Origin of the sequence: Anaerocolumna sp. MB42-C2 (assembly GCF_030913705.1) — a bacterium.
Lineage (GTDB): Bacteria > Bacillota > Clostridia > Lachnospirales > Lachnospiraceae > Anaerocolumna.
The window spans coordinates 5,034,085-5,046,595 of the sequence record NZ_CP133190.1; the positions used below are offsets into that span (position 1 = coordinate 5,034,085).

Here is a 12,511-nt window from a genome sequence, read left to right on the forward strand (position 1 = left end):
TTCAGGAGGTATCTATGAAAACAGGAAAAACATTGCAGGAACTGGCGGCTGAAATTGACCGTCAGGCAAAAGTAAAGCGTGATTTTGTTGCAGGCAGTCATTCCATGTTAATGGCGGATGAGGGAAGGTCTTTTCATCTTACCAATACCAAAGACGGTCATCCTGTATCATCTGAATTTAAGATGGCGGAGCTGTTCCACCGGCAGCTTGGTTCAAGTCTTGGCATCCCTGCCAAATACTACGATAAGATGCGTGAAGATTACCCTGACCTATTAGTGCAGAATGTCAATGGATGGCTGGGGAAGGAACAGTCTAAGCACACCATAAGGACTCTTGATGGAACGGCACGTGCATTCCTTTCCGACCGTTACCGTCGGATTGATAATGCAGATATTATGAGGTCAGTGCTTCCTGTTATCGGAGAAATGAAAGGTGCATTCGTGGAAAGCTGTGAAGTAACAGAAAGCCGTATGTATATCAAAGTGGTCAATACCCGCCTTGAAATGGAGGTAAGAAAGGGCGATATCGTTCAGGCAGGAATTGTGATTAGTAATAGTGAGGTGGGACTTGGGAGTGTGCAGGTCATGCCGCTGGTTTACCGTCTGGTGTGTCTAAATGGCATGGTGGTAAACGACATGGGTAAGAGGAAATACCATATCGGGCGGGAAAACGAAGAAACGTGGGAATTATTCTGTGATGAAACTCTGCAGGCTGATGATAAAGCATTCATGTTAAAGCTGAAAGATATCGTTCGATCAGCAGTAGATGAAGCTAAGTTTTCCATGGTGGTTAATAAGCTACGTGATGCCACAGAAGCAAGAATTACCGCCCGCGTTCCGGATGTAGTGGAGCTGACCTCTAAGCAGTATGGATTTACGGGTAACGAGGAATCGGATATCCTCAAATACTTAATTGAGGGTGGGGATTTAACACTTTACGGACTGTCCAATGCAGTTACCCGTACTTCACAGAACGTTCCCGATTATGACCGTGCCACAGTACTTGAAAGTGCCGGATGGGAGATTGCTGCAATGCCACGAGATAGTTGGAAAAGTATCAATGCGGGGGTGTTGACATGAATCTGCGTAACAGTGAAGGCTATCCAGACCCAACCGCGGCGGAGGCTTTGGCGAACGTAAGGCGGGAAGAAAAGCTAAAGGAGTGGAAACCCTGTGTGTTTATCTGCTCTTCCTATTCGGGAGATATTAGCCGGAATACACAGAATGCCCAGAGGTACTTAAAATTTGCAGCAGATAAAGGTGCCATCCCTTTTGCATCTCACCTGCTTTATCCTCTGGTACTGGATGATAGCGATCCCACTCAGCGAGAACTTGGATTGTTCTTCGGTATGGTGTGGCTTTGTAAGTGTGATGAGCTTTGGGCATTCGGTGATTATATATCCACTGGGATGAAGGCTGAAATAGAAAAAGCAAAAAGACGCGGAATGCAAGTACGGTATTTTACGGAAAACTGCGAGGAGGTGCAAACTTATGAAAATTGCAGTAGGCAACAGCCGCATGGATAAAAAATGGAAGAACAGGGATATCTCATGGGAGGATTTCAAGAGTACCGTACGGGCAACGAAGCGTACCACAGAGACCGTTACAGAATTTCGTAAGATGAGCCGCGCCCATCAGGATTCCATCAAGGATGTAGGAGGATTTGTTGGCGGAGCTCTGCGTGAAGGTAAGCGCAGGAACGGCTATGTCCTATGCCGTTCCATGCTCACTTTGGATATGGATTATGCAGAGCCGAGCATATGGGAGCAGATAGATTTGCTTCATGACTGGCGATGTCTAGCTTATTCTACACACAAACATACACCGGAGGCTCCACGATTAAGACTCATCATTCCGCTTTCCCGTGAGGTAGTCGAGGATGAATACCCCGCACTGGGTCGCATGGTGGCAAAGGAGATCGGCATCGATCTTTTCGACGATACCACTTACGAAGCATCCCGGCTGATGTATTGGCCATCCACACCTGCTGACGGTGAGTTTGTGTTCAGGGAAAAGGATGGCGGGCTACTTGATCCGGATGAATATCTTGCCAGATATGCCGACTGGCGCGATGCTTCCGTTTGGCCAGTATCATCCAGACAATCAGAGGTCGTGCGGAGGCAGATAATAAAGCAATCTGATCCACTTACGAAGGAAGGAATTATAGGAGTGTTCTGCAGGACGTATTCCATAGAGGAAGCAATTGAAACTTTTCTTTCGGATGTATATGAACCAAGCGTTATGAATGGTCGTTATGATTATATCCCTGCCGATTCGTCCGCAGGCTTAGTAATATATGATGGCAAGTTTGCCTACAGCCACCATGCCACTGACCCTGCCTGCGGTCGTTTGCTGAATGCCTTTGACCTTGTTAGAATTCACCGGTTCAGGGAACTTGATGATAAGGTCTCTGATAATACACCACCCGGCAAGCTTCCATCCTTTAAAGCAATGAATGAGCTTGCCGTAAAGGACGAGAGAGTTAGGGAACAATTTGCTGAAGAACGCAAAGTACAGGCCGCGTCGGAATTTTCCGACGGGGATTGGCAGAAGCATCTTGACCTTGACAAGACAGGAACGGTAAAGAATACACTTCGTAACCTCACATTGATCCTAGAGAATGATCCGGTACTTGAGAGCATTGTGTTTAACCAGTTATCTGATGGTATGGAGATAAAAGGTGAGGTTCCATGGCCACATCCCTCAAGGTTCTGGCGTGATGCAGATGATGCGCAGCTGATCAGCTATGTCGATGGCCATTATGGTTCTTTCTCTGCCAGGAATTATGAGATTGCGGTAACTAAGGTAACCGATGACCGTTCCTACCATCCGATCAGGGAGTTTATCGAAGCATTACCGGAATGGGATAAAATACCCCGAGTGGATACCCTTTTGGTGGATTATCTTGGTGCAACGGATAATGCCTATGTTCGCTCAGTCACAAGGAAAACCCTATGTGCAGCAATCGCGCGTATCCTGACTCCAGGCATTAAGTTCGATTCCATGCTGGTGCTTAACGGACCACAGGGAGTTGGTAAAAGTACTCTTATTGCAAAGCTGGGAGGAGAATGGTTTTCTGACAGCCTTTCGTTATCAGACACAAAGGATAAAACAGCTGCTGAGAAATTACAAGGTTATTGGATATTGGAGATAGGTGAGCTTGCGGGGCTTAAGAAAGCAGAGCTAGAGACACTGCGCAGCTTTCTTTCCAGGCAGAACGACATCTACCGCGCCAGTTTTGGGCGACGTGCTACACCACATCTGCGACAGTGCGTGTTCTTTGGAACTACCAATGCCGAGAAAGGGTATCTGCGTGATACTACTGGTAACCGACGTTTCTGGCCGGTCAAAACACCCGGAAGCAGTAAAAGACAGTCATGGCAGCTTACTAAGGAGGAAGTCCTTCAGATATGGGCAGAAGCACGTATTTATGTCAAAGCGGGTGAAAAGCTATACCTTGATTCGGGACTTGAAAAGCTTGCAAAGGAAGAACAGCGGGAAGCGATAGAGTCTGATGAACGTGAAGGTTTGGTTCGTGACTTCCTCGAAATGCTTCTGCCTGAGGAGTGGGAAAGTATGGACTTATACGAACGCCGGGCATTTGTCAGCGGTACGGAATTCGGGGAGAGTCACCGTATCGGTGTTCGTAAACGTGAGTCTGTCTCCAATATGGAGATCTGGTGTGAGTGCTTCGGAAAAGACCGCGCCAATCTTCGGAGAATAGACGGTAATGAGATTTCTGCTATTATGGCGGGGATTAGCGGTTGGAGCGGTATTGTCAAGAAAGAACGAATTCCACTTTATGGTCCACAATGGCTTTATGTTCCAAAGCCATGATTGGGTTTGGAACATATGGAACAACAATCGTTGTTGGAACAACTACCGCCTGTTCCAATGAACCAAGAACCTCACTTCGGTACATTACATGGGAACGGGCGGCAGCCCTTATGTAGTAGGATGCATAATAATCTGTGTTCCATTGTTCCAATTATTATTATTTAAAATAATAGTAATGATAAAGAGCAATTGGGTGCACGCATACACATATATACGCGCGTATAGAGATATTTTGGATTTTGGGAACACATGGAGGCAATCATGAGAGAGAAATATATTGAGCAGAAACTGGTCAAAGAAGTCAAAAGTTACGGTGGTATAGCACTAAAGTTTAATTCTCCGGGCTTTGACGGAGTACCGGACAGATTAATATTACTTCCAGGTGGCAGAGCTGCATTTACTGAAGTAAAAAAGCATGGGATGAAACCCAGACCATTACAGTTACAAAGGCATGGAATGCTTCAACGTCTTGGATTTAAAGTGTTTGTTATTGATGATGAGGAGCAGATTAAGCCAATGCTTATGGAGATCTTAGGAGGTGATGCCAAATGAAGTTCATACCACACGCTTATCAGCAATATGCAATTGATTACCTACTGGAGAAGCCAATTGCAGCGATATTCCTTGATATGGGCTTGGGTTGAGTAAAACCGCAATTACCCTGACAGCAATTTTCGATCTGACACTGGATTCCTTCCTAATCCGAAAAGTGCTGGTCATAGCACCTTTACGTGTAGCATCCATGACATGGCCTGCTGAGGTTGAAAAATGGGATGATTTAAAAGGCTTAACTTATGCCATCGCTATTGGAAGTGAACATCAGCGGAAGGTTGCATTACTTAAGAGAGCGCAGGTTTACATCATCAATAGGGAAAATGTAGATTGGCTTGTGACGAAAAGTGGTATCCCGTTTGACTATGATATGGTGGTTGTTGATGAACTGTCATCTTTCAAGGCATATGGATCAAAACGCTTTCGAGCACTTCGGAAAGTACGTCCGGGAATAAAAAGGATGGTGGGTTTAACAGGAACACCTGCTTCTAACGGTCTTATCGACCTTTGGGCGGAAATTGGTATTCTGGATATGGGTCAGAGACTTGGGCGATATATCACCCGCTTCAGGGATAACTTTTTCGAACCGGATAAAAGAAACCAACAGGTCATATTCAGTTATAAGCCAAAACCGGGAGCTGAAGAAGCAATATACCACTTAATTTCCGATATTACCATTAGCATGAAAAATACGGATTACTTAAAACTACCGGAGTTAGTTATGAATGAAGTTTCGGTAAGTTTATCAAAAGAAGAAATGGGACATTATGAAACCTTGAAGAAGGATATGGTGGTTTCCTTAAAAGATAAAGAGATTGATGTTACCAATGCAGCCACTTTAAGTAATAAGCTTCTCCAGATGGCAAACGGAGCAGTCTATGATGAGAATGGAAGTGTAGTCCGTATCCATGACAGAAAACTGGATGCACTGGAGGACATAATTGAAGCAGCAAACGGAAAACCAGTTCTTATTGCATATTGGTATAAGCATGATCTTGAACGGATTTTGGAACGATTTCCGGCACAACAGATTATTTCGGAAGACTGTATTAAACGTTGGAATGAAGGAGAGATACCAGTAGCAGTTATTCACCCGGCTTCTGCCGGGCACGGCCTTAATCTTCAGACTGGAGGTTCCACTCTTGTGTGGTTCGGACTGACGTGGTCGTTAGAATTATATCAACAGACATATGCAAGACTGTGGAGACAGGGGCAGAAATGTACGGTAGTAATACATCACATCATTACAAAAGGAACGATTGACGAGCAGGTAATGAATGCACTAAGGCATAAGGACAAAACCCAAACTGCACTAATAGATGCAGTAAAAGCCAATCTTAAGGAGGCGGTATTATGATGATTGCTTCGAAATATATCAACAAGAATGCGGCTGCCGTTGCTGCTATCCAGGATTACAATAATATGTGCTTTATCATTAATAACACACCGCAGGAAATAAAAGACGTATATGAGAAAATGGTATTACCAAGAAGTCCGAAGCTATCAGGAATGCCGACGGCACGAAATCATCAGGCGAGTACTGATAAGCTGGCAGCACAGATTGATAAGCTGGATATTCTGCGTGAGCGTTACAGCCAGGCAATTGAGTACATGGCATGGTTCGAGCCAGCATGGGCAAGCCTTTCCGATACGGAACAATATATTCTGATGGAGTTTTACATGAATGGCAACCAAAAATCGGGTGCCACTTACCGGCTAATGGATGAGTTTAACCGAAGCGAGCGTACAGTAGAACGACTTAGGAGCAGTTCCCTTAATCATCTGCGAAGTTTACTGTTCGGATAGTGTGACATCTCTATTAAATATATGAATATGAGCAGAGTATAATAGCTCTGCTCAATTATTGTATATTAGCTTGATTTGTGAAAAAAACGCACATGAATTATCTATACTTCAATAAAATTGAATTTATGGGTTTTGTAATTTTCTACTCGTCTTAATAATTCTTTAAAATAACCTTTTTCAGAACTTTCTGTATTAATCCATTCTTTTGCTATAAATTGATCGTTTTCATCCTTATCCACAAATGCACCTAAATTTCTATCCTTTATAAAATCATTAAAATTCTTAAATGAGCGCAACCAATAGAATGTATGTGGGAATACATATGATCTTCCCAACTCGCACTCCTTAAAAATATTTGCTGTTATTTCAAGTGTAAGCTCAGTATCGGGTTTAACAAAAATATAAAATCTTTGAATATCTATTAAAGTTAAATCTAATCTATCTCTATATTTTGCATACCTCATTTGATTGATACTCATAGCATATGCTGGCCAAACAAGGCAATCAAACATGCCTTCTCTAATAAGTTTATAGTCTGATTCAATATTTTCACTATGTACTTTTAATTCTTTTAAACCACACAAACCGTCTTGCGCTAAATATATAGTTAACCCATCAACATCACATTTATAAAGTGTTGATTTATCTGGGTCTTCGTCTTCATCATCCTTAAGATGCTTAAGATTATAATTAACTTTTTTATTATACTTTTCTTCCGCTAACATTTTATCTTTTTGTATTATTCCTTCAATTACTTGATTCAATATTATGTACCTCCATCCTCATATTTCGATTTATAGATCTTTTTTTATTGCGAACATTTTTATAGTTTATTGTACGTACATATTCACGTAATATCAATATTTATATTCGTGTAAGAAAAAGTATAAAGGAGTAGGAACTGGTCTTAATTATTGGATTTATTCCATTGCAAGGTTTTACTGTTATATAAAATGGCGGAATTCTGGCGTAATGTTTGCTTTAAGGTGTGTTATAATCATAGTGTCAGATATTGTGACAAAGCCTTCCGGGGTCAGCCCTGTGAGGGCTTTTTCTTTACCCAAAGAAAGGTGGATCCCCTATGCCTTACAGACCTAAAAGACCGTGTTCCTACCCAGGCTGTCCGATTCTTACGGATGGTCACTTCTGTGAGCAACATGAAAAAGAAGAAGCAAAACGTTATGAAAAGTACGATCGCGATCCGGCTGTTAAGAAGCGTTACAACAGGACGTGGAAGCGTATTCGTGACCGTTATATCGCAGCACACCCGTTATGCGAACGATGTGAAAGGAATGGACGCATCACACCTGCAATGGAGGTTCACCATATTAAACCCCTCTCGCAGGGAGGAAGCAATGACTTTGCTAACCTTATGTCGTTGTGTACTCCCTGCCACTCTGAGATTACTGCGAGAGATGGCGGTAGATGGGGAAACAGATAAATAATGTAGGTGTGTTTCGACGCAGCATCTATTTGACTCTGCCAGGTATTCAGTGGTGTAAAAATACATGATTATATTGTCAAAAGCAAGCTGACAGAGCATGGTAGGGGCGGTCGAAATCTCTGTGACCTGTTGAATGAGGAACGGGCGTGGGGTCACACGCACAAAAATTACAGTTCAAACGGGGGATTGACCCAGGGAGGTGAAGGGCATGGCTAAAGATGGAACTAACAGAGGTGGCCGTAGGGTTCGTGCCGGTGATAAACCAAAACCTCTTGCAGATAAAATCCCTTTGGGGAAGGCGGCTAAGGTTTTGGAGGTTCCGGACTTACATCCTGAGTCAATGCTGGAGGCTGATGAATTGAAGGATGTAGCCGATTTGAATGGCGAGGATATGCCAGAACCAAGTGAATACCTAAGCACAAGGCAGAAGGATGGAAGACCGCTTGGCGCAGATGCGCTGTTTAAAGAAACATGGAGATGGCTAAAGGATCGCGGGTGTGAGAAATTCGTCAATCCCAGGCTGATTGAAGCCTATGCCCAGGCATTCACAAGATACATCCAATGCGAGGAAGCCATAAGTACTTATGGGCTTTTAGGGAAGCACCCAACTACGGGTGGCGCTATTGCAAGCCCCTTCGTGCAGATGAGCCAATCCTTTCAGAAACAGGCAAATCTCATCTGGTATGAGATTTTTGACATAGTAAAACAAAATTGTACCACAGCTTTTACCGGCAACCCTCAGGATGATATCATGGAGGCTCTGCTGTCAGGTAGGAAAGGACGGTATAACGTATGAACACAACGGAACGCTTTGAAAAAGTAAATATAGATCGACTCGTGCCCTATGCAAGGAATGCACGTACACATAGTAAGGAGCAGATACTCCAACTTCGATCTTCCCTGCGTGAATTTGGATTTGTAAATCCTGTCATCGTAGATAAAGACCTGAACATTATAGCGGGCCATGGACGAATCCTTGCTGCAAAGGAAGAAGGAGTAACTGAAGTACCCTGTGTGTTTGCTGAGCATCTGACAGAAGCCCAGAAAAGAGCTTACATACTTGCCGATAACCGCCTTGCTATGAATGCAGGATGGGATGAACAAATGCTATCTGTGGAGATTGCTGATTTACAAGCCGCCGACTTTGATGTGTCACTCTTGGGCTTTGACGATGCAGAATTAAATAAGCTGATGGGTACCGTTGATGATGTCAAGGATGATGACTTTGATGTTGATAGCGAACTACAAAAACCTGCGGTAACAAAGCCCGGAGACTTATGGCTTTTGGGCAGACACCGGCTTATCTGTGGTGACAGCACAAAGCAGGAAACCTACGACCTGCTTATGGATGGAAACCTTGCTAACCTTGTGGTAACGGATCCACCGTATAATGTCAACTACGAAGGAACTGCGGGCAAGATTAAAAACGACAACATGGCTGATGAAAAATTTTATAAGTTCCTATTGGACGCGTTCTCCCTCACTGAAAAGGTGATGGCAAAGGACGCGTCTATTTATGTATTCCATGCAGATACCGAGGGATTGAATTTCCGAAGAGCGTTTGCGGATGCAGGGTTCTATCTATCGGGAACGTGCATTTGGAAGAAGCAGTCACTGGTTCTAGGGCGTTCTCCTTATCAGTGGCAGCATGAACCGGTGCTCTTTGGTTGGAAGAAGGCAGGAAAGCACGCCTGGTACTCCGACCGCAAGCAATCGACTATATGGGAGTTTGACAAACCGAGGAAAAACGCAGACCATCCTACCATGAAGCCGGTACCGCTTTTAGCCTATCCAATACTAAATTCCAGTATGACCGGATGTATTGTTCTTGATCCATTTGGAGGAAGCGGATCTACACTTATTACCTGCGAGCAGACAGGTAGGAACTGCTACATGACAGAGCTTGATGAGAAGTTCTGTGATGTTGTGGTAAGACGGTATATTGAACAGGTAGGAAATACAGAAAATGTATATCTTATCCGGGGTGGCAATAAAGTACAGTTTGATGATGTGGAGGTACCAGCCCATGAATAGTCAGCTTACCCTCGGGTCACTTTTTTCGGGAAGCGGTGGGTTTGAGCTGGGAGGACTCCTAAACGGTATTAAACCCGTCTGGAATTCAGAAATTGAACCTTTTCCCATAAGGGTAACTACTAAGCGGTTCCCATGGGTATGTCATCTTAGTGACATTTCGGCAATCGATGGTTCGAAGATTGAGCCGGTAAATATTATAACTTTTGGTTCACCCTGCACCGACATGAGCATCGCAGGAAAACGAACTGGGTTGGACGGAAAGCAATCAGTACTGTTTTATGAAGCAATCAGAATAATAAATGAAATGAGGTGTGCTACTGATGGCAACTATCCAAGATTTATATTGTGGGAAAACGTGCCGGGTGCGTTCTCATCTAACAAAGGAGAAGACTTCAAGGCAGTCCTCAATGCAATTATTCAGATTGCAGAACCGGACGCCGAGGTGCCTTCGCCTAGTAAGAACGGATGGCCATATGCTGACATTTATGTGGGTAACGGATGGAGTCTGGCTTACCGAACTGTCGATGCGCAATATTTCGGAGTTGCCCAACGGCGCAAAAGAATCTACCTTGTCGCAGATTTTGGTAGCGAACGTGCCGGAGAGATTCTCTTTGAGTCCCAAGGCTTGTCAAGGAATTTTACGCCGTGCTTCGGCACGGGGCAAACAGCTGCCACAGGTTCTGAGGGAAGCCTTGGAGAGCCAGTCTGTGTCTTAAACGATCAGGGCGGTTCTTATATAACAGTTACGGAAGGAATGACTGCCACGCTTCGTGCAGAGGAACATGGGCATCAGCCTATCGTATTTGAACCGGGTGCGTCATCTAGGGTTGGCGGTCATGTTGATGATAATATGGCGGGAACACTTCGTGCATGTATGGGTGATAATCAACTGGCGGTAGTAGTAGAAAATCATCCGGCAGACAGCAGGGTGAAATTAAATAGAAGTGGTAAAGTACAATCCCTTACTTCCAGGATGGGAACAGGCGGCAACAATGTTCCGTTGACATTGAAAATTCGTTCCGGATGCGAGGGTGGTGGTAAGGGTGCACTGTTGCAGGAAGATAAATCGGCGACACTTTCAACAGTCAATGACCAGTCAGTTTTCGTACCGAAACCGATGAGCATTGCAGGCAATATTATTGACCGCTCGGAAAAAAGTGGTGGTAACGGTCTTGGGGTCAATGAAGATATTTCTTTTACACTTAATACAGCAGATCGTCATGCTGTGGTTTATTCCATGCCAGATGTTCCATTCCACACAACCTTCAGTAAAAACATAGCATCAACATTGCTTAACAGGGATTATAAAAGCGCTCCGCTGGTTTCGTACGGCATTGACCGTGCAGTAGTAAAGCCTGAGAAATCAAAGTATATCGTGAGAAGGCTCACTCCCATTGAATGCGCAAGGTTGCAGGGCTTTCCTGACTGGTGGTGTGAAGGTCTTGAAACATCGGACCCTACAGAGGAGGAGATTGGTTGGTGGTCTGAAGTGTTTGAAACTCATCGCCACATCTGCTGTACTTCTACGAAAGCTAAGACCAGAAAGCAGATTATAAAATGGCTTCAAAATCCCCGTTCTGATTCAGCGGAATATAAAATGTGGGGGAATGGAGTTGCTCTTCCTTGCGTCTGCTTTGTTATGCGTGGGGTTGTTGAGGCAGCACAAAGAGGAATGTAAAATCTTTCATTCTTATCAAATATAACACTTGCTATATAACAGCTTTAGAGTGATATATGTAACTACCAAATTGAAAGGTAGGTAATTGAAATGATAGCTCATTACAACTTAAGAAGCACAAACCGTAAGGAACTAGCCATAGCAATCAGTGAAATTATGAATAAACCGTTGGAATACAAAGGTGCTCCATCCTTTGATTATGCCGTTGGAGAGTTTACCGTTGGTAAGTATGGAGAACTTTCGGGGGAACTTACGCAGGAGCTGTTAGATGCTCTGGCAGAGCGGGGATTTGTTGATCCCGAAAGTGGTAGAGCATTTATTCTTGAAGAACTTATGGAAGAACCGGTAGAGATTTACATACCGGAATTGGCACCACTGAGGAATTATGACTGCGATTATTATTACGATGGTCCTTCACCTAACGATGCCCCAGAAATGCTCGCGATTGAAATGCCATTGGAGGGATTTAATGAAAATTCTTTATCAAACCTAGAACGGATGATTGCCAGTAAGTCTGAACTTATCAAGAAAGCCATTGGTACGGATGAACTTCCAATTGAAAAAACGGATACCACAATCAAGTTCCCTTGGTTTTCGGCAGAAGCAACAGGAGATGAGGTGGATGCTTATTCACATTTTGTCAGTGCCTTATACAGAGTGGCTAAAGAACATTCCAGAGTAACAGCAAAGGTGAAACCTGTAGAAAATGAGAAGTTCGCCTTCCGTGTTTTCCTTATTCGACTAGGGTTTGTGGGTGACGAATATAAAGTTGCTCGCAAGATTTTATTAAAAAATCTCACTGGAAGCAGTGCCTTTAAGAATGGAAAACCAAAGAAGGAGGTGAATGTAGATGAATAGGTTCCCATCAAAGGAAATCGTGGAAAAACTCCGAAGAGAATACCCTGTAGGAACCCGTATTGAATTGGTACACATGGATGATCCCTATTCCAAGCTTAAGGCAGGGGATCAGGGGACAGTACGGACAGTTGATGATATCGGAACTATCTTCTGTAAGTGGGACTGTGGATCATCTCTTGGAGTAGTGTATGGAGAGGATATCATAAGAAAGCTTTAGAAGTATACACATTTTAAGTCCGTAATGGCAATATGTTTGTGTCTTTTATTCCCTTTATATCTCTTGATATTATCCCCTTTTAGAGT

The 12,511-nt window shown here is 43.7% G+C and carries 12 protein-coding genes and 1 pseudogene; 12 read left to right on the forward strand and 1 reads right to left on the reverse strand.

Features of this window, described 5'->3' with window-relative positions; all coding sequences use genetic code 11:
* Positions 1–14 precede the first annotated feature (14 nt).
* The 6 genes and pseudogenes from RBU59_RS22275 (at position 15) to RBU59_RS22300 (ending at position 6,194) form a co-directional block, all read left to right on the forward strand.
* Positions 15–1,079: a DUF932 domain-containing protein gene (locus RBU59_RS22275; protein ID WP_308144675.1), complete on the forward strand. Its 1,065-nt coding sequence runs from the start codon at positions 15–17 to the stop codon at positions 1,077–1,079.
* Positions 1,076–1,525, forward strand: coding sequence for a DUF7768 domain-containing protein (locus tag RBU59_RS22280; protein ID WP_308144676.1), 450 nt, complete (start codon positions 1,076–1,078; stop codon positions 1,523–1,525). The genes RBU59_RS22275 and RBU59_RS22280 overlap by 4 nt, the downstream gene beginning before the upstream one ends.
* Positions 1,491–3,836 (forward strand): virulence-associated E family protein, encoded by a 2,346-nt coding sequence (locus RBU59_RS22285; protein ID WP_308144677.1) that lies wholly within the window; start codon positions 1,491–1,493, stop codon positions 3,834–3,836. Before RBU59_RS22280 ends, RBU59_RS22285 begins: the two co-directional genes overlap by 35 nt.
* A gap of 261 nt (positions 3,837–4,097) precedes the next feature.
* On the forward strand, positions 4,098–4,388 hold the full coding sequence (locus tag RBU59_RS22290; RefSeq protein WP_308144678.1) for a VRR-NUC domain-containing protein: 291 nt from the start codon (positions 4,098–4,100) through the stop codon (positions 4,386–4,388).
* Positions 4,385–5,745 (forward strand): annotated as a pseudogene (locus RBU59_RS22295) (SNF2-related protein). The gene RBU59_RS22290 and the pseudogene RBU59_RS22295 overlap by 4 nt, the downstream one beginning before the upstream one ends.
* Complete coding sequence (locus tag RBU59_RS22300) at positions 5,742–6,194, forward strand: hypothetical protein (RefSeq protein ID WP_308144679.1); 453 nt, start codon at positions 5,742–5,744, stop codon at positions 6,192–6,194. The pseudogene RBU59_RS22295 and the gene RBU59_RS22300 overlap by 4 nt, the downstream one beginning before the upstream one ends.
* 101 nt (positions 6,195–6,295) lie before the next feature.
* Here the strand turns inward: RBU59_RS22300 and RBU59_RS22305 are convergent, their stop codons facing one another.
* Positions 6,296–6,958 carry a hypothetical protein gene (locus tag RBU59_RS22305; RefSeq protein ID WP_308144680.1) on the reverse strand — a complete coding sequence of 221 codons (663 nt, stop codon included), beginning with the start codon at positions 6,956–6,958 and terminating at the stop codon, positions 6,296–6,298.
* A gap of 317 nt (positions 6,959–7,275) precedes the next feature.
* Here RBU59_RS22305 and RBU59_RS22310 point away from each other — a divergent pair, with 317 nt between their 5' ends.
* From RBU59_RS22310 to RBU59_RS22335, 6 genes are all read left to right on the forward strand, one after another.
* Positions 7,276–7,635 carry an HNH endonuclease gene (locus RBU59_RS22310; RefSeq protein WP_308144681.1) on the forward strand — a complete coding sequence of 120 codons (360 nt, stop codon included), beginning with the start codon at positions 7,276–7,278 and terminating at the stop codon, positions 7,633–7,635.
* A gap of 211 nt (positions 7,636–7,846) precedes the next feature.
* Positions 7,847–8,434 (forward strand): P27 family phage terminase small subunit, encoded by a 588-nt coding sequence (locus RBU59_RS22315; RefSeq protein ID WP_308144682.1) that lies wholly within the window; start codon positions 7,847–7,849, stop codon positions 8,432–8,434.
* The gene (locus tag RBU59_RS22320) at positions 8,431–9,672 is read left to right on the forward strand and encodes a site-specific DNA-methyltransferase (protein ID WP_308144683.1); all 1,242 of its coding nucleotides are present in this window, start codon (positions 8,431–8,433) and stop codon (positions 9,670–9,672) included. Before RBU59_RS22315 ends, RBU59_RS22320 begins: the two co-directional genes overlap by 4 nt.
* The gene (locus tag RBU59_RS22325; RefSeq protein ID WP_308144684.1) at positions 9,665–11,350 is read left to right on the forward strand and encodes a DNA cytosine methyltransferase; all 1,686 of its coding nucleotides are present in this window, start codon (positions 9,665–9,667) and stop codon (positions 11,348–11,350) included. Before RBU59_RS22320 ends, RBU59_RS22325 begins: the two co-directional genes overlap by 8 nt.
* Before the next feature lie 90 nt (positions 11,351–11,440).
* A complete protein-coding gene (locus RBU59_RS22330) occupies positions 11,441–12,208 on the forward strand; it encodes a virulence protein (protein ID WP_308144685.1) in 768 nt (255 codons plus the stop codon).
* Positions 12,201–12,425: a DUF4314 domain-containing protein gene (locus RBU59_RS22335; protein ID WP_308144686.1), complete on the forward strand. Its 225-nt coding sequence runs from the start codon at positions 12,201–12,203 to the stop codon at positions 12,423–12,425. Before RBU59_RS22330 ends, RBU59_RS22335 begins: the two co-directional genes overlap by 8 nt.
* The last annotated feature ends 86 nt before the right edge of the window (positions 12,426–12,511 follow it).